14 protein-coding genes, 1 tRNA gene and 5 pseudogenes are annotated in these 22,724 nt (G+C 38.9%); 10 read left to right on the top strand and 10 right to left on the bottom strand.

Translation table 11 applies throughout. The features are described 5' to 3' along the window. Positions 1–86: 86 nt before the first annotated feature. Both J500_RS08585 and J500_RS08580 read right to left on the bottom strand, forming a co-directional pair. Positions 87–2,117: pseudogene (locus J500_RS08585) on the bottom strand (FAD-dependent oxidoreductase). A 385-nt stretch (positions 2,118–2,502) separates the two neighbouring features. Then, positions 2,503–3,420, bottom strand: coding sequence for a DMT family transporter (locus J500_RS08580; RefSeq protein ID WP_004987261.1), 918 nt, complete (start codon positions 3,418–3,420; stop codon positions 2,503–2,505). Positions 3,421–3,584: 164 nt separating this feature from the next. Here J500_RS08580 and J500_RS08575 point away from each other — a divergent pair, with 164 nt between their 5' ends. Both J500_RS08575 and argG read left to right on the top strand, forming a co-directional pair. Continuing rightward, the gene (locus J500_RS08575; protein ID WP_004998942.1) at positions 3,585–4,472 is read left to right on the top strand and encodes a LysR family transcriptional regulator; all 888 of its coding nucleotides are present in this window, start codon (positions 3,585–3,587) and stop codon (positions 4,470–4,472) included. A gap of 169 nt (positions 4,473–4,641) precedes the next feature. Continuing rightward, positions 4,642–5,982 (top strand): argininosuccinate synthase, encoded by a 1,341-nt coding sequence (gene argG, locus J500_RS08570; protein WP_034699154.1) that lies wholly within the window; start codon positions 4,642–4,644, stop codon positions 5,980–5,982. 107 nt (positions 5,983–6,089) lie between these two features. Here argG and J500_RS08565 read toward each other — a convergent pair whose 3' ends face one another. From J500_RS08565 to cxpE, 4 genes and pseudogenes are all read right to left on the bottom strand, one after another. Continuing rightward, positions 6,090–8,540, bottom strand: coding sequence for a CSLREA domain-containing protein (locus tag J500_RS08565; protein WP_004998945.1), 2,451 nt, complete (start codon positions 8,538–8,540; stop codon positions 6,090–6,092). Between the two features lie 24 nt (positions 8,541–8,564). Continuing rightward, a complete protein-coding gene (gene rbtA / locus J500_RS08560; protein ID WP_004998946.1) occupies positions 8,565–10,373 on the bottom strand; it encodes a rhombotarget A in 1,809 nt (602 codons plus the stop codon). Positions 10,374–10,492: 119 nt separating this feature from the next. After that, positions 10,493–11,198 (bottom strand): annotated as a pseudogene (hda, locus tag J500_RS08555) (DnaA regulatory inactivator Hda). A 33-nt stretch (positions 11,199–11,231) separates the two neighbouring features. Then, complete coding sequence (cxpE, locus tag J500_RS08550; RefSeq protein WP_004998947.1) at positions 11,232–12,422, bottom strand: chloramphenicol efflux transporter CxpE; 1,191 nt, start codon at positions 12,420–12,422, stop codon at positions 11,232–11,234. A 134-nt stretch (positions 12,423–12,556) separates the two neighbouring features. On the opposite strand from cxpE, the gene purM reads away from it, so the two are divergent. From purM to J500_RS08530, 4 genes and pseudogenes are all read left to right on the top strand, one after another. Then, entirely contained in the window at positions 12,557–13,627 is a 1,071-nt protein-coding gene (gene purM / locus J500_RS08545) for a phosphoribosylformylglycinamidine cyclo-ligase (protein ID WP_004998948.1), read from the top strand. Continuing rightward, on the top strand, positions 13,624–14,265 hold the full coding sequence (gene purN / locus J500_RS08540) for a phosphoribosylglycinamide formyltransferase (RefSeq protein ID WP_004998949.1): 642 nt from the start codon (positions 13,624–13,626) through the stop codon (positions 14,263–14,265). The genes purM and purN overlap by 4 nt, the downstream gene beginning before the upstream one ends. 391 nt (positions 14,266–14,656) lie before the next feature. Further along, positions 14,657–14,732 (top strand) — tRNA-Arg (locus J500_RS08535). A 134-nt stretch (positions 14,733–14,866) separates the two neighbouring features. Beyond that, positions 14,867–15,609, top strand: a pseudogene (locus tag J500_RS08530) (tyrosine-type recombinase/integrase); the annotation flags it as partial. Between the two features lie 92 nt (positions 15,610–15,701). Here J500_RS08530 and J500_RS17100 read toward each other — a convergent pair. Together J500_RS17100 and J500_RS17605 are read right to left on the bottom strand one after the other, a co-directional pair. Then, a pseudogene (locus J500_RS17100) lies at positions 15,702–16,332 on the bottom strand (hypothetical protein); the annotation flags it as partial. A gap of 350 nt (positions 16,333–16,682) precedes the next feature. Then, entirely contained in the window at positions 16,683–17,072 is a 390-nt protein-coding gene (locus tag J500_RS17605; RefSeq protein ID WP_004998953.1) for a hypothetical protein, read from the bottom strand. Between the two features lie 642 nt (positions 17,073–17,714). Here J500_RS17605 and J500_RS08515 point away from each other — a divergent pair. The 3 genes and pseudogenes from J500_RS08515 to J500_RS08505 all read left to right on the top strand — a co-directional run. After that, positions 17,715–18,632, top strand: a complete 918-nt coding sequence (locus tag J500_RS08515) for an alpha/beta hydrolase (RefSeq protein WP_004998962.1) — start codon at positions 17,715–17,717, stop codon at positions 18,630–18,632. A gap of 296 nt (positions 18,633–18,928) precedes the next feature. Beyond that, positions 18,929–19,795, top strand: a complete 867-nt coding sequence (gene hchA, locus J500_RS08510; RefSeq protein WP_004998968.1) for a glyoxalase III HchA — start codon at positions 18,929–18,931, stop codon at positions 19,793–19,795. An 85-nt stretch (positions 19,796–19,880) separates the two neighbouring features. Further along, a pseudogene (locus J500_RS08505) lies at positions 19,881–20,198 on the top strand (autoinducer binding domain-containing protein); the annotation flags it as partial. Between the two features lie 312 nt (positions 20,199–20,510). Here J500_RS08505 and J500_RS08500 read toward each other — a convergent pair. Together J500_RS08500 and J500_RS08495 are read right to left on the bottom strand one after the other, a co-directional pair. Continuing rightward, positions 20,511–21,470 (bottom strand): DUF6160 family protein, encoded by a 960-nt coding sequence (locus J500_RS08500; RefSeq protein ID WP_004998971.1) that lies wholly within the window; start codon positions 21,468–21,470, stop codon positions 20,511–20,513. A 95-nt stretch (positions 21,471–21,565) separates the two neighbouring features. Further along, the gene (locus J500_RS08495; RefSeq protein WP_228130673.1) at positions 21,566–22,429 is read right to left on the bottom strand and encodes a hypothetical protein; all 864 of its coding nucleotides are present in this window, start codon (positions 22,427–22,429) and stop codon (positions 21,566–21,568) included. A gap of 28 nt (positions 22,430–22,457) precedes the next feature. Here J500_RS08495 and J500_RS08490 point away from each other — a divergent pair. Next, on the top strand, positions 22,458–22,724 hold a 267-nt coding region (locus J500_RS08490; protein ID WP_034699148.1), incomplete at its 3' end, for an IS5/IS1182 family transposase.

The raw sequence follows: 22,724 nt of genomic DNA, 5'->3' as shown, positions 1-22,724 counted from the left end.
ATGTGCGTAAGAATACAAAGACACTTCATTTTATTCAAGAAAAATTTGAGTGCCTGATATTCAATTGGATATTGTTTCATCAAAAATTAAAGCTGGGCAGCCAATTCTGCACCTTCGCGAATTGCGCGTTTAGCATCTAACTCAGCAGCCAATTTTGCACCTCCAATAATATGATAATTCGCAAGTGTCGCTTCATTTTCACTTGGCATCAAATCCTTAATCGATTCTTGCCCTGCGCAGACGACAACAGTATCTACCCGTAATAACTGATCATACCCATTAAGCTCAACCCACAGTCCTTCATCAGTCACAGCTTTATATTGCACACCGCGCATCATACGCACTGCATGTTTTTTCAACTGTGCACGATGTACCCATCCAGATGTTTTGCCTAAACCGATACCCAATGGCGTCGTTTTACGTTGTAATAGATAAACCTGACGAATGGGTGCTTCAATTTGCGGAGCTTGCAAACCACCTTCGGTCATATAATCTGGTTGAGGATCGATGCCCCATTCACGTTGCCAATCAACTAACGGTTGCGGCTGAGGTTGATGTATTGGTTTTAATAAAAACTCACATACATCAAAACCGATCCCACCTGCACCAATCACCGCTACACTATTTCCGACTGGAGCGCCTTTGAGTACTTCTGCATAAGATAAAACTTGTGGTAATTGACTCCCTTCAATTTTAAGCTGACGAGGAATCACACCCGTTGCAACAATCACCTCATCAAAACCCTCACGCTCTAATTGCTCACGATTGACTCGTGTGTTTAAGCGTAAATCCACACCCGTTTTTTCAATTTGAACTTTAAAATAACGAATGGTTTCATGAAATTCTTCTTTGCCTGGCACCACTTTCGCCAGATTAAATTGGCCGCCGATTTCAGAATTTGCTTCAAATAACGTCACCTGATGACCACGACTTGCCGCAACTGTTGCCGCAGACATGCCTGCAACACCACCACCGACAACCGCAATTTTCTTCGGTTTTTTTGTTTTGACATAAACCAATTCTGTTTCATAGGCTGCCCGTGGATTAACCAGACAGGTGGCTCGTTTATTTTTAAAAGTATGATCTAAACAAGCCTGATTACACGCAATACAGGTGTTAATTTCATCGACACGATTGGTTGCGACTTTCGTCACCCAAAATGCATCAGCTAAGAGTGGTCGCGCCATTTGCACCATATCTGCTTTACCTGCTGCCAAAATTTCTTCGGCAGTATCAGGCATATTAATACGATTTGACGCGATCACAGGAATTGAAACATGCTGTTTAACATACGCCGTATAATCCACGAAGGCAGCGCGTGGCACAGAAGTTACAATCGTGGGAACACGTGCTTCGTGCCAACCAATTCCTGTATTTAAAATGGTTACGCCTACTTTTTCCAATGCTTGAGCAATGGTAATCACTTCTTGCATGGTATTGCCATCGTGCACCAAATCAAGCATGGATAAACGAAAGCTAATGATAAATTTTTCGCCTACTTTTTCACGAATCGCTTTGACGATTTCAGCTGCAAAACGCATTCTATTTTCGACTGAGCCACCCCAACGGTCTGTACGTTGATTGACATGGCGACTTAAAAATTGATTCAGTAAATAACCTTCAGAACCCATAATTTCTACACCATCATAGCCTGCCTTTTTGGAAAGACTGGCACAACGCGCATAATCCTCAATGGTTTCAAGGATATTCTTTTCCGACATTTGACGAGGCTTAAACGGAGAAATAGGGGATTTAATCGGACTCGCTGACACCACAAAAGGCTGATATCCATAACGACCCGCATGCAAAATTTGCATCAAAATCTTGCCGCCATGTTAATGCACCGCATGAGTGACCAGTCGATGGTGCGGTATATCTGCCAATGAATTCATGGTTCCACCCGCAGGTAACAACCAGCCTTGACGATTCGGTGAAATCCCTCCCGTAATAATTAAGCCCACCCCCCCTTTGGCCCGCTCGCCAAAATAAGCAGCTAACTTGGGATAATTATAAAAACGGTCTTCTAGCCCCGTATGCATCGATCCCATCACAACTCGATTTTTAATTGTGGTAAAACCCAAATGTAATGGTTTTAAAATATGTGCATAGCTAGTCATAGGAAATCCTTGTTGAATTTGGCGGTGCAACTTGTTGCATAATACTTTAATACTTTTTTTATAGGTTGGGATGGCTTGTTATGTTTTTTTAGCTGTTGAAATTGTCAATCATCACTAAAGCATATCTTATTTTCTCTACAAAAGATGAATTGCTGAAACAACGCGTTTATTCATTCTGGAATTCTAATGAACTCCATACCGTTATGATGACTATAGTTCATTGAACAACTTTGACTTTGGTCGATCCTTAAATAATGTTATTCCATCTTATTCCTATCCTAAATGAATCTCTGCTGTACTTCATCTGAGAATCTAAAAAATAAAAAAGCCATAAAAAAATGGCTTCCAAGTTAAAACGCTTTCTTTCAATATGAAATGGTCATTCTTATCGAGATTGTTTAGAACAATAATTAAATTGGGCATTTTTTGATTTTAATTTCAACGAACTCATCACAATCCCTGAACAAATCAAGGCAGCTCCCATCAGAATATTCATCGTGAGAGGTTCATGCCAGATTAACGCACCAAAACATAAACTTAAAACAGGTATACACATAATTGAAATCGAAGCGATAAAGGTATCGACCTGACTCACAATCCAGTTCCACAGGGCAAATGCAAAACCAGTTCCAATGACAGCAATATAAAAAAGCAATGATTGGTTTAAAGGATTCATCCATACCGTTATATCTACAGGCTCAAATATTAAAGCACCTATCAGAATCGCAATCCCACCGATGAGCATTTGCCAGATTGTTAGCTTAATTTTGTCATAAGTTGCAAAATTTTTTTTGATATACACCGTTGCCATTGCCCAGAAAAAACCCGATCCAATCAACAGTAACTCACCTGCTAAAGACAAATTCCAGCTCAAATGTAACAGTTGTGGCCAAAGAATCGCAATCAGGCCTAATGTTCCTAAAATTAATCCTAAGATCTTTTGTCTGTTTAAATGTTCGTGTAAAACATAGTGTGCCAAAATCCCAATAAAAATAGGCATGGTAAACACCAACACGGCGGACAAGCCAGAATCTACAAATTGCATGGCAAAGATTTGTGTCGCATAGAAACCCAGACACACCAGCGCACTTAAAATGATTAAGGATTTCCATTCGCCACGTTTAGGCAGAATCGACTTCTTCAAAATCAACTGAAGCAGCATTAAAGTCACAGCAGCCAAAATCAGACGGAGCGAAGTAAATAAAAAAGGTGGAAAAACCTGCAAGCTATGTTTGACCAGTCCCCATAAAGATCCCCATACCAGACATAATAATGCGATCGCACTGATGACCCGAATATTCACGAGCGTCTCTCAACAAATCAAATAATATGGTGATAGTGTATAAAACAAATGACATCATGAATAATGCTATGTTTTAATAGATACATCATTTTTTTTAATGCCTTTTTAAAAGAGTCTGATTGATCTGATTAAATTGGCTATTTTGCACAGATTGAGGCATCTCTATGAATATTGACATTAGCGATATCCGGTCATTTGTTACGGTTGCCGAATTAAAAAGCATTACCGCAGCGGCGCATAAGCTTAATTATTTACAATCCAACATGACCGCCAAAATCAAGAAAATTGAAAACCATTACAAACGTCAACTTTTTATTCGCAAGCCCAAAGGCGTTGAGTTAACTGAATCTGGATTACATCTTTATAGTCAATACAAAAAAATGATTTTTACATGGGAAGAAACAGAACACAAAATCTATCAACAAGATAATAACCTACGCTTTGGCACCAATACCAGTTTAGGGGGAATGCGTTTTTATCCAGCGTTTAGCCAACTTTATCAGGCTTATCCTGACCTATCGATTACCATGAAAACAGGCTCAACAGGTTATATTGAAGATGAAATATTAGCGGGAAACCTCGATATTGCTTATGTTTTAGGTCACCCTAAACAAAAAAATATTCAGTATATTCAAAAAGCTGAAGATCAACTGGTCATTATTGGAAAAAATATTATTAATCATGAACGTCTGGAAGACTGCTTAAATCATCAAAATATTTTGCTGGCTTCTGAAGAATGTTGTTATGCCACAACCCTCGATAAAATTTATGCAGATTATGGTTTAAACAAAGGTGAATTTACCCATATTTATGATCATGAGGCGTTGATCCATTTCACTCAACTGGGAATGGGTATCTCTATGCTAGCCAAATCCTTGATTGAAAAATTTAAGATTCAATATTATCGAGAAATACCTGAACAATATCGAGATATTGGCTTGTATCTAATCACCCGAAGTGATCATGTCTTCACCCCGATTGAGAAACAATTTATTGGATTAAATGACTCACTTCAAAATCCGCAGAGTTTTAATCAGATTAAAGTTGCTTAAAAACTAAAATTAAGAATATCAAAAAATATCGATATGGATTTTGTATTTTTCGGAGTGGATATTGAACGATCAGAAAAAATAAAATGAAAAAAGTGCTACAATATCTGCCACTCTGAATTCTCAAGACCATCGGTTTAGGTCTTTTTACAAATGTTAGTTAGGATTAGCAATGACTGATAACGCAACCATTTTGCAGCATGTACCAGTAGGCAAAAAAGTGGGTATTGCCTTCTCTGGTGGTCTGGATACTTCAGCAGCTTTATTGTGGATGAAACAAAAAGGCGCAGAACCTTATGCATATACTGCAAATCTCGGTCAGCCCGATGAAGATGACTACGATGCCATTCCAAAAAAAGCAGAACAGTATGGCGCAGTCAAAGCCCGTCTTGTAGACTGCCGTTTACAACTGGCTTTAGAAGGGATTGCGGCGATTCAATGCGGCGCATTTCATATCAGCACGGGTGGTGTTCCTTATTTCAACACGACGCCACTTGGTCGTGCGGTTACTGGAACCATGCTGGTGACTGCCATGAAAGAAGATGATGTCAATATCTGGGGTGATGGCTCGACTTATAAAGGGAATGATATTGAACGCTTCTACCGTTATGGCTTTCTTACCAATCCAAATTTAAAAATCTATAAACCATGGTTAGACCAACAGTTTATCGATGAGTTAGGTGGCCGTGCCGAAATGTCACAATTCCTGATTGATAACGGCTTTGACTATAAAATGTCAAAAGAAAAAGCCTATTCAACAGATTCAAACATGCTCGGTGCAACGCACGAAGCCAAAGATCTTGAATATCTGGATGCGGGCATCAAAATTGTTGATCCAATCATGGGCGTTGCATTCTGGAAAGATGAAGTTGAGATTCAGCCTGAACTGGTTTCTGTGACTTTTGAAGAAGGTATGCCTGTTGCATTGAATGGACAGCGTATCGAAGATCCTGTTGAGTTTATTTTAGAAGCAAACCGTATCGGTGGTCGTCATGGTCTCGGCATGTCTGATCAAATTGAAAACCGTATCATCGAAGCGAAATCTCGCGGTATTTATGAAGCGCCTGGTATGGCATTACTTCATATCGCTTATGAGCGTTTAGTTACTGGCATCCATAATGAAGATACGATTGAACAATACCGCATTAACGGTTTGCGTTTAGGTCGTTTGCTTTATCAAGGTCGCTGGTTTGACTCACAAGCGCTGATGCTACGTGAAACTGCGCAGCGTTGGGTTGCAAAAGCGATTACGGGTACTGTGACGCTTGAACTTCGTCGTGGTAACGATTACACCCTTATGAATACTGAATCTCCAAATCTGACTTATGAAGCAGAGCGTTTAACCATGGAGAAAGGCGATTCCATGTTTACGCCAATGGATCGTATTGGTCAGTTAACCATGCGTAATCTGGATATTACCGATACACGTGCAAAACTTGGGATCTATACCAATACAGGTTTATTATCAATTGGTCAGGGTTCAGCTGTTCCACAATTAGACACTAAAAAATAAGTCGATCTTTAAATAAAAAATTAAGTGCATCGAGTTTGATAATTCAATGCACTTAATAAAATAAAAGAGAGGTTCAATTGAGCCTCTCTTTTATTTTTAAGTCTAAATCATGATCGGCGGCGATAAAGTACCAGTCCAACAAGTCCTAATACTGTAAAGATACCTAGGCTACCGCCACCACTACTACTCTGGTTATTAGTAGTAGATGCTGTATTTTTTAAGGTCACAGTTGCCTCTGATGACTTTGTGCCATCAGCATCGTAAATTAGATAACTAAATTTATAGTCAAATACGTTGAAATTATTTTTAACCTGAATCGCAAGATTACCGCCATAGCAGGTTTCTTTTTGATCAGGATATGGACATGGCCCAGTATGCTCAGGAGTAACGGTAATACCTGAAGGAACGGTGGTTAAACGAATTGGTAATTCAACCCCATTTTCATCGTGGTAAAAAGCAGGTTTGTTTGGCTTATTGACCAAAGCTGAAACAGCCCCATCACCATCATCAGAAGCATTGCTCAGTAAATTGACATTGATCTTCTGATCAGTTCCGTATTGAATCGTATATTCAGAGGCTTTGGCAATTGGAGCAATATTGACAAAGTTCACCTGCATCAAACCTGATGATTGTTTAGATGTATTGAGTGAACCATCTGCATTTTTTAGGGTTAATGTATACTGACAGAAGTTATATTCACCTGCTTGAGTAATCCCATCATCCAGACGATAAACCATGATCCGCTTAAGATCAGGATTCCATTCACATTTTAAATTTTCATCTGGTCGAGCATCAAGTTTAGTGCTATCACCACTTCCTGTGATCATGCCAACACCCAAGGCTTTTACAGAAACCGCATAAGTATCTGGCGTCAAATGCTGAATTTGACGACCACCATCTGGCAGCACAACTTCATCTGGCAGACTAAATGCAAATGGATCTACATAGACAGCCCGATACTTCTCATTGGCTTTGGTATAGCTAAGGAGATCTTCATACTCTTTAATACGTTTATTGTAATAAGGCAAGAAATCAGGATTCGTACTGGTGTTTGCAACTTGCGCCTTAAAGAAATCTAATTGTGTTTGATAGCCATCCAGTAAGGTAACAAGCGAACTATTGACGATACCATTAATATCGCCTGCGGTTAAGCGCATGATTTCAGTTGAACCAAGATCACAGCTATTTCGCCCTGCTGGATTTAAGATTAAAGTTCCATCAGTGATACGATTAATACCGCGTTGATCTTGGGTGCTACATCCATCGGTATTGACATCGACCAAATCTGTATCGGATGAATTATCTTTAGGGAAGTAAAGAGGTAAGAAGCTGGTATATTCAGAAGGTATCTGCAAGCTACTTAACACACTCGACATACTGCTGTTACTCATGTCGATATTGGTCTGTTTCTCTGGCAAGACTTCACTTGCAACATCGCACTGACTTTGACTTCCAGCGGCCAAACTTACTGCATTATAGACTAAGCCTACACCAGTATCTTTTTGGTCTTTGGCTTCACCAAGTAAATAACGACATGAACGATTACTATTAAATGCAAGTATATTAAATGACAACACTTTGATACCAATTTTGTCATATAAAAAAGTACTGAACGCATTATTTTCTATAATCGTGTTACTCACCATTTGCAAAGTACTTGCTGTACTTAACTTGTTTACATCGGTATTTACGCGGCTATCTCCTGTAAATTTGATAATGCTTCCATTATCAGCATTTACCGTATTCTGTGCGATGGTATTTGCAGTTAAAGTCGTGGTCGGTTCACCACAAAACTCAAGTGTACTTTTACTATCCGAAGAACCATTTTGAATAAAACTGTTATTGGTAAACGCCAACGTGCGTTTGTTGTATGACAAATTATCCAGACAACTCATGGCGAGTACATCACCAATATTGTCGACATCATTTTGGTTTTTCTTAACGGTTTTATTACCCTGATAAATTCCACTGGTTAAAGTTAACGATGAATTATTACCTTCGAGATAAATCGCAGCGCCCTGATTTGCACTTGAATTTAAAATCGAAACACCTGTTAAAGTTGTCGCAGCACCTAGATAGAGCGCACCACCACGGCTGTCACTCTTAGCATTTTGCAACTGGACATTACTCACCGTAATAGAAGCTTTTGTACCACTGGTATTAATGAGTCGGCTCTTACCCTGACCATCGATAATCGACTTCAAGACCGTTTTAGCAGGATAATCATTTGTTATGACATCGATCTTGCTATAGTCTTGAGGAATTTTTCCCATCAATGAAATAGATGATCCTGGAACCAGCTCCGAATTAAGCTTATAGCTTCCTTCTTCAAGCTGAATGTAATCTATGGCAGAAGCTGCAGTATTTCCAGCACCACAGCCACCGTAAGATCGATTCAGTTCAGCCGCTTTCATCGCCATCCGAAGTGAACATTTACTGCTACCTTGATCATCAATATCATCAAAAGTATTGACATAAATGGTTTTATCTTCTGCGGCCATGAGTGACATGGCAGATAACACCATTACTGTCAGTAGTCCTTTTTTATAATTTTTCATGACTTATCCCTTATATCCCTATCCCTACTTTTTAAATCGTCTTAAACCTACAAGTCCCAATAAGGCGATTAACATTCCATAACCAAAGCTACCACCACCCGTTTTTACTTTTTTACTTTCAAAATCATTCGGTGGATCCTGTACAATTTTTCCAGGAATATCGATATAACGATTTCCAATAGAATCACTGAATCGAGTAATCGTGGTCATAACGCGAAGTTTAAACTCATCAGAACCATGCCAATTTCCATTTGGCACATAAGTCACATTACCTTCCTGATCGAGTGTTAATGTACCTTTAGATGGCGTGTTGGTTTGCACGATTTGCAAACAACCTGCCTGCCATGCTTTACCATCTTCTCGTTTGCCCAATAAGCTTTCACATTCACTGGCAGGAAGTAGTTCCCCATCGGCTAACTGATCCGCAATCGAAAACTTCGCAGTTTCACCATACAAAATATCTTGGCCTACGGGTGAAATAGAATCTGCATCAATGACCAATTCAATCGCCCCAATGTCGCAAAGCTCTTTCGTGCTACGTGTTTTGCCACGCTGATCGACCGATTCACAACTGGAAAGACTGGTAATATTAGTCCCATCACTGAGGACACGACCTCGATTCACAATCAGCGAATCACTTAAAGTTTGATAAGACATCAAGAGACGGGGTTTGAAGAATCCCAAAAACTGCTTTTCAGGCAAGTAATATGGACAAAGTAAACCTTCTGCTGGAGCAGCATTACATTTGCCTTCTAACTCCCCCGCCAATAAGGTATTACTTCCTATCTCGATATTTGGATCAGTCGAATTGCCACTACCGCAATCAGAAGTCTTAGTCAGATTGTTAATGAATTGGGTTTTATCCCCATCTGCAAATACACAGTTTTTCGAACCATTTTCAGAAATGATGCTGTTTGACACATAAGCATCACCTTTTGGTGCTTGAAGGTAGAAACCTGCGTTATTTCGAATCATGGTGATATTATTAATAATCATGCCATCACGTACATTGGTGATATAGCCTGTGTTATTAAAAATCGTACTGTTCTTTAAACCATATAAACGAGAGCTGGCGTTACCACTGGTTGAGTCATCATTAAATGCGATAGCAGAATATAACAATGTCGATTGATCTAAACCTGTCGCCTTGTTGTCACGCAAAACGGTCTGATAAAGATGAAATCTTGGTAATTCACTATAAATGACTGCGCCTTGCGAAGCTGTATTATTCTGGAAAATAACATTTTGGGCACTAACGTAGCCTGCACTTTTATCAGTAGAGACACCTTCGTTATAAATCGCGCCACCATTGACCGTGGTATGTCCATTGATCAATTTGACGTATTGCAAACCCAAAGTCTCATGGTTGAAAATTAATCCACCATTATTAATAGGACTATTTGGATTGCCTTCCAGATTGACCTCAATCAATGAAACGCTATATTGGGCATTTTCACTATTGTCATCATATATATAGAATATACGGTCATTGCCGACCATTTTAATCGTGGCATTATTTAAACCATATTGGTTTTCACCGACACTGGTGTCATACGTTGTTTTAAGCTGTAACGCTTTCTGAATTTTAATCTGGCTATTTAGTTCATAGGTTTTTTGTTTTTCCAACAATACAACAGCCGTAGAGTCTTTTCCCCCACATCCATTATAGCCTGCTTCTGGCATTCCCTGATTGATATACTCAATTGCTTCGCGCAAAGAACAGAGATTGTCGTTCTTAACTTCGTCTGCTGTTGTGTTGACTATAATTTCACCAGCACTATATGCATGACCAGCGACAAACAACAGCCCAACGCCTATACCCCGCTTGAGCATACCTTTCTCCTTCATTTCCATTTTCATTATTTTTGTAAAGTCGCCACATCCTAGCAACTTTTCGTTCAATTTGCGTACTTTCGCATAGCTTGAGTAATTACTCAAGATTTTTCACATGACTAGCGATACTCATCTATCAAGGCATAGATTTGCCTCAAAGTCGCATTAGAAAGCTTGGTTTTTTCACCTTTGAGCATTTTTTCAAGCTGTGCCAATGTCTGTAATAGTAAAGACGCTTGATGAGGACCATGCAATAGCAGATATTCAATTATTTGCGGATCAAAATGCAAACCGCGACGTGCTACAGTGGATAACACCAAAGCTTCTCGGTCAGCATACAGGCTGCCATTGGGTACTTTCACACTCACAGCCTGTGTTAAACGCGACTGTAAATCAGGAAGTTCCAGTTTGAGTTCAATCGGAGCAACGCGCGATGAAAATACCAGTTGTCCACCGACTTCATTATTATAATTAATGAGATGAAAAACAGCCCGTTGCCAATGCGGAACGCCACTAATCGCTTCAATGTCATCTAACGCGACCAGATCATAACGCTCCAGTGAAGTAATCGCCTCAATCGGGGCATCTAAAAGTTCAAGCAATGAAACTTTGATTGCAGATTTACCTATCTCCAGATAGGAATCACATATTGCGGAAAGTAAATGACTTTTTCCCAGACCCCGCCCCGCCATAAATATAAAAGCGATTGACTAATCCTGCATGTAACTGACGAACGGCATCAACAACATGTCCCCAACCCGGCCCAGAAAAATCACTGATTCGGGCATCAAGTTGAGGTTCAATATCCAACTGTAGTTGACGCATACTATGTCATAAACCTCGTGAGCAACCTCTTGGCTATTTAGGTGTAGAATTGTTTGGGACATCAGTATCTTGCGGCTTTTTGATTTCAATATCAAGATCAACACTTTCAGTTTCGACACTAATATGTTCACCCCCAGCATGTTGTACAACAATGGCATCAGACCCGTATAGCTGACTATGCTCATAGGCTTCACGAACATGTCGCAACAATACCACGATAACAGCAGCTACAGGCAACGCGATCAACATTCCCAAAAAGCCTGCAAGTTGGGCGCCTGCCAGAACAGCAAACACAACCGCCACAGGTGAAAGTCCAATTTTATCCCCCAATAGAAAGGGCTGTAAGATATAACCTTCAACGGCTTGCCCGATCATAAATACGACACCAACTAAAATAAGCTGTGTCCAGTCCACACCAAACTGAAACAGTGTCGCGATAACCGCAGCAATAATCCCTACAGCAAAACCTAAATACGGGATAATACTGGCCAACCCTGCTACCATCCCGATAATGAGTCCAACTTCAAGACCAATCAGTTGAAGTCCTACAGCATATACAATACCTAGCAGCAACATCACCAAAAATTGACCTTTTACAAATGCACCTAACACACTATGACATTCACCTACTATGCGTAGAGTACTTTCTTCATAAGGACGTGGAATGAGACGACGTAAGCTTTGCAACATACGGTTCCAATCGAGTAAGAAATAAAACGCAATTACAGGGATTAAAACAACAGTTCCGCCAATTTGGATAAAACTTAGACCAGACTGAGCCAGTCTTAAAGCCATCGCTTGAATACTGTCGGCACTATAATTGGTCTGAATATATTCCATGACCACTGTTGAAATCTGATCGGTATCAATTTCCATGCGTTCCACATTAAAGGTATGTGATACCCATGGCAGAAAAGTCGCATTGATCCAATGAATGCCCGCAGGAATACTATCTCTGGCATAGATCAACTGTTGCCAAACTAAAGGAACGACATACCAGATTGCCAAAACCAACAAGATGCCAATACCAATAAATACAATCCCAATAGAGACCCAACGCGGAAGTCCGATTTTGCTGAGTTTCTCAACCAGTGGACTAAATAAATAGGCAACCAAAAATGCGACCACAAATGGAATCACAACGGGTTTAAGTAAATAAAGAACCCAAATTAAAAGTGCTATACCTGTCAAAATAAAAATGCGACGCAGGGTACGATCTTGCATAAAATCTGACCTTTTTCTAATGTATTCGTTATAGAGGCAAAAATATTTAATTAAAGATAGCATTTAACAGCATAAATAACATAAGAGTTTCGTATATTCAGGTTATAATCTGCCGCCAATGCGGAGACTTCACTATGAGCAACTCAACTTCTACCCCAAATACTGGTTTAAGCTATAAAGATGCGGGCGTCGACATTGAAGCGGGCGACGCACTGGTCGATCGTATCAAGTCGGTAGCTAAACGTACTACTCGCCCTGAAGTCATGGGCGGTCTAGGTGGCTTTGGCGCACTCTGTAAAATTCCAAAAGGTTATGAAGAGCCTGTTTTGGTTTCTGGCACAGATGGTGTAGGCACAAAATTACGTTTAGCACTCAACCTCAATCGTCACGACACTATTGGGCAAGATCTGGTTGCCATGTGTGTCAATGATTTATTGGTCTGTGGTGCAGAACCTTTATTCTTCCTCGATTATTATGCAACAGGACATTTAAATGTGGACGTTGCAGCTAATGTCGTGACAGGTATTGGGAAAGGCTGTGAGCTTGCAGGTTGCGCATTGGTAGGCGGAGAAACTGCTGAAATGCCAGGCATGTATGAAGGTGAAGATTACGACTTGGCTGGTTTTGCAGTCGGTGTGGTTGAACAAAGCAAAATTATTGATGGCTCAAAAGTAAAAGCAGGTGATGTTTTGATTGGCATCGCTTCAAGCGGCGCACATTCAAACGGCTATTCACTGCTTCGTAAAATTCTTGATGTAAAAAATGTTGATTTGACTCAACAAATTGACGGTCGCTCATTGGCCGATGTCGCAATGGAACCTACACGGATTTATGTAAAACCAGTGCTTGAACTGTGCAAACAAGTCGATGTGCATGCAATGGCACATATTACTGGTGGCGGTTTACCGGGTAATTTACCACGCGTACTTCCAAACGGTGCTCAAGCAGTAATTGATGAAGCATCTTGGGAATGGCCAGAATTGTTCAAACTACTTCAACGCGAAGGTGGTGTAGAACAGTTTGAAATGTATCGTACCTTTAACTGTGGCGTGGGCATGGTCATCGCAGTAGATGCGGCTGATGCAGATAAAACTATTGAAGTGCTGAATTCACAAGGTGAAAAAGCATGGAAAATTGGTCATATTCAGGATAATGCTGAATCTGTAGAAGGTGCTGACGAAAAAATTCGTGTGATCTTTGCATGATGAAAATTGCGGTACTTGTTTCAGGAAATGGCAGCAACTTACAAGCCCTGATTGATGCGCAATGCGCGCAACATTGGTCTGGTGAAATTGTCGGTGTCATTTCCAATAAAGCAGATGCCTATGCGCTAGAGCGGGCTAAACAAGCCAACATCGAAACGCAAGTCATTGAACATAAAGCTTATCCTCACCGTGAAATGTTTGATGATGCTATGCATCAACAACTTATACAGTGGGGTGTCGACCTTGTGATACTTGCTGGTTTTATGCGGATCCTCAGTGAAAAATTTGTAAAAGCATGGGAAGGGAAAATGATTAATATTCACCCTTCCCTATTGCCTTTATATAAAGGTATGCATACCCATCAACGAGTGCTTAATACTGGCGACGTTTTTCATGGCTGTACTGTTCATTATGTGACAGCAGAACTTGATGCCGGCCCTGCCTTATTACAAGGTGTAGTTAAAGTAGCTCAAAATGATAATGCCAACACTTTAGCAAAACGTGTACATGAACTTGAACATCTGATTTATCCTCAAGTGGTAGAATGGATTTGTAATCAAACTATTCAGTATCAGTCTGGTCAGGCATTATTTAAAGGTAAGCCGATTAGCAAACCTTTACAGCTCTGCCAAATGTAAAAGTAAAGTGGGCACGGCACAGCCTAAATTGCTGAAAATTTTCAATAAAAGCCAGTTAAATAATTAACTGGCTTTTAATTTTTCAGACATCTGAGTTGATAATGATATTCCCAAGCTCCTCAATCCATTTGAGTCGGCATTTCAAGATCAATGGTAGAGTGTTTTTCATTCAAATCATATGAACTGATTTTAACAAACACCATATAACTCATCATCTACTATTATCGTTGTGAAGGTCATTGAATCATTTGATTATGTATAATACTTGATCTTAAATTATTCCCATAAGATGAATATTATCCGTGTAAAATTATTTCAAAATAAGAAACCCTATAAAAATAAAAAGTTATTGCCTCAACAATAACTTTTTTGTTTATAATCATAAAATTGCGCGCTTGTAGCTTAACTGGATAGAGCAGTTGCCTCCTAAGTGACCGACGTGGGTTCGAGTCCCGCCGAGCGCACCATTTTACTGTATAATTTAGTGTTTAGAAGAATATTTAAATTCAATAAAACACTATAAATCAATATTTTAATTAAATTTAAAGTAATTAGTTGTCTCTATTGATCTAGCCAAATATACGTTTCTTTACGGTAATTTATGCGGCGAACTTATTTTACCGAAAAACTGATACCGCAAAAATACCAAAAAGTTGTTGTACCACTTACAGACACCAAAATTAAAAAGACTAAAGCTGATCCTAACAAAATACAAAAACTGTCAGATGGTAAAGGCTTATTTTTAATGATTGCCAAAAATAAAGAAAAATTCTGGCGTTTTAGCTATGCTCGTCCCTATACAAAAAAACGCAACTCTATAAGCTTTGGTAACTACCCTATTATCGATTTAGCAGAAGCGAGACAACGACGTAATGAAGCTTGCTCACTACTAGCCCAAAATATTGATCCTCAGGTAGAAAAGCCAAGAGTTTAGAATCAGATTTTAAATGCAAATAAAAATACTTTCTCAAATGTAGCTCAAGAATGGGCATCAAAACAGAATTTTGCTGAAGCTACAGTTAAAGGGCAACAACGGTTATTTGAAGTGATCTTCAAGAATATTGGTGAAATTCCTATCCATGAACTAAAGCCAATCGATATTTTAAAAATTTGTCGGGTTTATGAAAAAGAAGGCAAATATGAAACCGCAAAGAAAGTAAAAACTAAATGTGGTCAAATTTTCCGCTATGCTATTTCACTAGGGCTATGTAAGCGTGATGACACGCAAAAGATTTAAAAGGTGTTTAACAAGTACCTCAAACCAAGCACATGGCTGCAATCACCAATCCTGATGAATTTGCAAAACTTCTGAACGATTTGGACCATTATTATGGCTCAATTATTCGAATCCATATTAATGGCTATTGCTGTATTTCCTGTATTGAGACCAGTTGCTATTCCTGTTCCTGCAATAATTGTCAGGATGGTGACTCTATAAATCCTGCATTCGCCGCTGTCATGGCATTTACGCGATCATTTTTACTTTGCCCTACTTGCTTGGCTGAGTCGACAACAGACTGTACGACTGTCACCACAGGAACATTCACCGCAAGGGTTAGGCCCTTTTGTTGCATTTCGTGTTTATAATCACTGGTACTTTGTTCTTTGGGTGCTTCTATATTGGCTTACTGTACCAATATATTTACATGGCCTTTTTGCGAAGAAACCATACTGCCAGTTTGTTTGCAGTTTTTTTCCAGCAATAATGTTGGTATTGCTATTTAAACTTCGAACCATTGAACCTGTATCGGTTTTTTGTGTATTTTGCTGTTACGTCAACTCACTCTTTTTACCAATGCTAAAGCCGATACCTCCACTCGACATCAATCCTGATTTTTTAACAATTGATTCCGAGTAGTTTAGGTCTTGGTTTTGTGCACCCGTAATGCTGGCGTTTTGTTTGGCTTGAATCTGGGTCAGCTCATCCGAGACAATGTTGCTACCACGGGTGTTAATATTATTGGCATCAAGTATGACATTTTTACCATCAATGTTGCTGGCGATAGCTTCGTGGCTCATGTTTCTGACATAACCTTGACGGATTGTGGTACTCAATGTCCCTTTTTCTTTAACCTTAAATGCCTGTTCGTTATTCTAACTCTGCACATATCTATGCCACAGCATTATCTTGGACGCAAGTTACATTTATCATGGTATTAGGGACCAGCATCGATCTGGAAATTCAGTTGATTTACCTTGGAGTTGCCTCAAGTGTAAGCCATGGTTATCTGTGCAGGGCGATGAGGGTTCTCACGTTTGAACTCAAATATTCCTGATATCTCATATGGCATTAAAAATGGAACCCAAAAGCTCCATTTTTATTTATACAAAGCACTTCCAAGATGTATCTTTGTTCTGCAAATAACTATATATGATATTAAATAATATAAAGCGAGTATAAAGCTTAATCATCTGAATTAAGCAGCAGCGACTAATAATGAGCCAATTCCAACGGCAATCACTATAGTAATGATGATAGCAGTTACACCAACCCCAGCACCAACGGCTGCTGCTGTTTTTCCTTTAGAAACCTCTTTACGCTCTAGGGACGCAATTTGATCAAGTGGTAAGCTACTACCATTCAACCCATTCAGATTACCGTTACTTATCTCTTTAAAATCTATTTTACCTTTAGAACCATTTTTTAAAGTGTATTGCAAATGATCACCTTTTTTTAAGGGTGGAGTAGTCTCCCAACGAGTCAGCATCTGGTTCGTATTTGGATCTTTGCGGATATTTACACTGTGGTAGGATGAACACGCAATTAAATTAAGCACAAGCATCATAAGCAAAACTTTTCTTATCATTTTGGTTACTCCTAGATGATTAATCGATTTTCCTTGTATGAAAATCTAAACTTTATGTTTTAGATTAGAAATATATAAATCAAGTGTTCTTAATTTTCTAAATTTAGCTTTTATCATTATTAAATATGATATTCCGAATAAAAATAAAATACATCATTTGTAACCAAAATTATATTTAATAGTTCTAAATATCTTGCGCAAAAAGTTCATGAAAGTTTTTCACTTAAAAATATTATTAAAAAACATATTCTTGAATTATTCTATTTAATAAATAGAGCTCAAAATTTTCCATTTTTATCTGCATAAAAATTTCTAGAATATTTCTATTTTTTTGTAACTTTTTTAGTAAGGCTGATAGATTATCAAACAAATCATTTATCAACCACAATGGAGTCATTCCCAGTTTGGTATTTTATAGACGTCTTGAAGCTAAAGATGAGATGTTCACGAACCTATATGACCTGTTGTTTATCTGATTTTTTTAAAATTGATTGCCCAACTTTCTAAACTGATTAGACTAAATTTAAGTTCAGAAATTGATGAAGATTACCCCAAATATCGGGTTATTGATCACGGTTTGGATCAAGTGAATTGCTTATGATTCCACTCCAGATATAAAAGCAATTTTCAATGGAGATGATGGTGCAAAAAAATTTAAATGACTCACAACAACCTGCCGATATTGAGTTCCAGTCTGGCGATTTGAAATGTCGCGCTTATTTATACCGTCCTGATCAGTCTACCGCCAGCCCGATTATTGTCATGGCACATGGATTGGGTGGAACAAGAAAAATGCGTTTAACTGCTTTTGCTGAAAGATTTGTCAAAGAAGGTTACGCCTGTCTGGTTTTTGACTATCGTTACTTTGGCGATAGTGATGGAAAGCCAAGGCAGTTACTTGATATTCAATGTCAACTCGAAGACTGGAAAGCCGCGATTCGTTATGCACGCAGTCTACCCAATATTGATGCCAGCCATATTGTCCGCTGGGGTAGTTCATTTTCTGGCGGGCATGTATTGGCTACAGCAGCACAAGATGCCAATATTTGTGCAGTCATTTCCCAATGCCCATTTACTGATGGTCTTGCCTCTAGCATGGCCGTGAATCCTATCACGTCTAGCAAACTGACCGCTTTGGCGATACGTGACCGAATTGGAGCAACATTGGGTCAAAAGACAGTGATGGTGAAGTTAGCAGGCCATCCCAATGAAACAGCATTAATGACAGCACCTGATGCTTATGCCGGTATTTTATCTTTGACACAAGATATCCCTGACTATAAAAACTATGTTGCTGCGCGTTTTGCACTTGATATTATCCGCTATTATCCAGGACGGAAGACCTCCAAAATTAAAGCGCCTGTTCTATTTTGTATTTGTGAAAATGATACGGTAGCACCTGCAAAAACCACACTCCGTCATGCTAATCGGACACCACAAAAAGAAATTAAAACTTATTCATACGGACATTTTGAAATTTATACTGGGGACGCCTTTGAACATGTGGTCAAAGACCAGATTGACTTCCTTAAACGTCATGTCCCTGTGCACTATGCTTAATTTCATAAAGTTAAAATACTCAATAGCAATTTAACGATAGTGTTTGTTATCACAAACTCAATAAGGGACTGAAACAAGATAGCCTGATTAATAGGTAACAATCATGAATACCATAAAAATCATATTTTTACCGACTACGATTCATTGTAAATAATTGAGTTATAGGTGCTGTCCTTACTCTTACATTAGCAACAATCGTCAATAAAAAAACTACATTCAAATTGAGGGAAATCCCTCATTCTTTATGCTCTAAAAACAGCCTATTCTTTTTTCATCAGAATGAAGGAGTCATTTCAATGACCACAGAATTAAGTAAACAACCACAAGTAGATGAAGCAGAATTCAATGCTTTTTTTCCATCGAAATATTCACTGTCACAATTTACGAGTGCTAAAAGCAATTTAGAGGGTGCTGATTATCCTCAACCTTATCAAGGCAAACGCCGTATTCTCGTGATTGGTAGTGATGAACGTTATTTAAAATTAGAGAATGGTACTTATTTCTCTACAGGCAATCATCCTGTTGAAACATTGTTACCTATGTATCATTTACATCAAGCTGGTTTCGAATTTGACATCGCAACCCTTTCAGGTAATGCGGTGAAATTTGAATTTTGGGCTATGCCAAAGGAAGATGAAGCCATTACTGGTTTACACAAAAAATATCTGGAGCAGTTTCAACAGCCATTAAAACTTGCAGATCTTGTAGAAAAATTGGGTGCTGAAAATGATTACGCTGCGGTTTTTATTCCCGGTGGACATGCCCCTCTTGCGGGAATTCCATTTAGTGAGGATGTGAACCAAACACTGCGCTGGGCTTTAGATCATGATCGTCATATTATTTCAATCTGTCATGGCCCTGCTGCCTTACTGGCATGTGCTCCTAAAGATGGAAGTCATGACTTTCCCTTTGCAGGATATACCATTACTGCATTCCCAGATGCGATTGATCGAATTACTCCAGAGCTAGGTTATATGCCCGGACATCTGACTTGGTATTTTGGTGAAAAGCTCAAAGCGCTTGGGGTTAAGATTGCCAATACCGAGCCAGACCAATCGACCTATAAGGACCGTAAATTAATTACTGGTGCCAGCCCTTTTGCTGCCAATGCTTTAGGCAAATTAGCGGCGGAAACATTGTTAGCAGAAGTAGCAAATGAATGATGTCAGAATCTGTATTGAGTCAAGTCCCTGATGTTGTTCTTACTATTCAGCATAGTACGGACATGAATGAACTTTTTCAGCATGTTCGTGCTTTTGCGACACTTTTGGTTATGACCATTTTATCCTTTACACTGTTCCGCCTAAAGGTGAAGGTGCAATTGGTCAAATGTTATGGCTTGAAGGCGACTGGTTTGGTGATGGCAGTGAAGTTAGCCCAGAAATCTATCTAGCACGTTGTCCTATGAATCGGCATTTACTTGAAACAGATCAAGCATTTTTCTGGACAAAGCAAATATATTCAGATCAAGAAGTGTATCGTGTAGTCGCTCAACCAAAAGGTTTGGGTATTCACGGATTACAAATTCCCATCTTTGCCCATGCTGGGCTTTTGGGTGCAATCTAAAGATAGATAATATTTGTCTAGAAGAGTGATGACAGTCCACCGCATGAACTTTGGCTGCTCACTCAATTGGATGCAATCTAATAAGCTTCCACGCTACATCTGGATAATTCTGTTAAAATGAAATGCTGTGTTTCAATCCTAAACCAGACTTAAGCTTATCTAAAACCGCTACATCATCAACCAATGGCTGATAGGTATTCAAATCTTTTATTTTTACGGTAAAAAAACGTTTACTATATAAATATTTATAAAATAATTCAAATAGTTAAATTATTAACTCGCATCCCGCCGAGCGCACCATTTATTTTTTTATTACATACCACTGATTTTTACTTTTAGATCTTTAACAGATGCACCGACTGCCCCTATATTACCAATTGGGCCATTTTGTACCCCATTGAAAACCGTAGCATTACTTTGCCCAGTCGTGCCTAGAGTGACATTACTTAAACCAGCATCCAATTTGCTTGAATCACCGGTATTTCCAAATACAAAACCGCCAGTCTCCACACCAGAATAGAAGTTATTTAGAGAAAAGCCATTGGTCGTATCTGTCGCTTTTAGACTTAAATTAAACGTAATCCCTGTAGAATAAGAGTTCTCAGGAGTCTGTGTATCCGTATAATTTGATACTAATGTAATTGGACACCCAGCACTACAAATCGAACTAATCGCGCCTCCAAACTGGATCATATGCCCCTGCGGAGCATTGCCAAGTTGGATATTCATTTTTGGTGCATTACCAGACACAAAATTTACATCGATATTACTGCCAACACGTAGGAGTTCTTTGACATCACTATTTAAATTCGTTCCTGTGAATATGGATTTGGAACCCGTTGAGTTAGAAGTTGAATTAGTTCCTGCCAAGTAAATCGAAAAAGGTGAAATAGTAAGACCAGTGATTTGATTGGCAAATGAAACCGCCAAATTTGCAAATGCTTTATTATTGATGCCACCATCTGTATCAGCGACGATATTTAAACTTGGAGTATTATTTGCACCATTAAAAGTAAGCATTGTTGGGCTTGCATTTCTACTTGCCACAACTAAACTTGCCCTGTTTGCGTATGAAGTTGCCTGTGCACCATAACCATTTGTATCAATCAAAAAAACTTGATTAAATTGTACTTTATTAATACCTACACCAATATTAATACCATCCTGCCCTGTAGTAGCTGACAGACTTTGGTCGTCTAGTGGCTGCATTGCAAAAGTCAAAGGTGCAAAGCAAATAAGACTTATACATCCTAGTATTTTATTTTTTTCCATTGTCCTATTCCTTAAGACAAATGCCGATCTGATTACTTCTTGTACATATTACAGTAATTAAGGTATATGTAAGACTCTATCCGACTAAAGGTATTTTAACAAAATTTTAAACCGCCATAACAATTTGGTACAACACCTTGTGCAGCATTAGATAAGGGCACACTTGTTAAATTAATTAAAGCAGGTGGTTGACCACTCAAATTAATCGTTCCCATATCCTTTTTAATACCACCTGTAAACAAGGCTTCCAAAGATTCGTTACCACTAATACTGGTAGGATTTTGGGAAAGTGCAACACTAAGTGCATTCGCAATCTGTGGATAAGCTGAACTAAAATCTACAGTATATCCTTCTGGCGTATTTAACACACCTAGATCTACAGGATTTGCAAATGACATCCACCACCCAGGCAATGCAATATCATCACTTGCCGCTCCAGGCCAATGAATTGCTTGATTTTGTAAGCCTAGATAAAATCCACCGCCACTCAATGGAAGTTTATGAACATAACCCATATTTTCTTCAAAGTTAATTTTTGCTTTTACTCCTGTTATAACAGCCTGCATAGTAAAAGTAGTATCCTTCACAGCACAAATAAATGCGGCTTCCACACATTGATTTAAATTTACATGCAATGATCCACTATCATAAGTCAAATTCATATCCTGAATCTTGGTCGTTTCTACTCCCTGTATTACAACACTTTTCATACGATTACCAGAAACTGTCGAAGCCGGGACATTATAATCAGCTCTGAGAGAAGGAATAATCAATCCCGTCGTTTTTGAGCTATTTGGATCTGATGTAAATCCATTATAAGGATCTTTTCCACAGCCAGATGTACATAATGGTGCACTAATATTCAATAACCCCGATAAAATCTGTGAACTAGATGTTCCAAATTTGGTCGTATTATCATTAGGATTGCTTGCTGTCGTATAAGTTGGGCTTTGTTGCATAAATAAATTTCATCCCCATACATGTTAGATGAATACAGAATCAAAAAGCCGATACAAAACAACGAACTGGTCTGAGTACAATCAGGCTTTACGTCAACGGGGTGCTTTCACCATTTGGTTTGATCCCCAAATGCAATGGTCTGCAACACCTACTGGAAAAAAAGGACGTCAACCTACCTACACTGATATAGCAATTCAATTTGCCCTGACGATACGAAACCTGTTCCAACTGGCTTTACGCCAAACACAAGGTTTCATTCAAAGCCTTTTTCAAATGGCTCACCTCGACTGGAAT

Origin of the sequence: Acinetobacter sp. 479375 (genome assembly GCF_000581715.1) — a bacterium.
Classification (GTDB): domain Bacteria; phylum Pseudomonadota; class Gammaproteobacteria; order Pseudomonadales; family Moraxellaceae; genus Acinetobacter; species Acinetobacter ursingii.
This window is presented reverse-complemented; position numbering and strand designations above follow the sequence as displayed.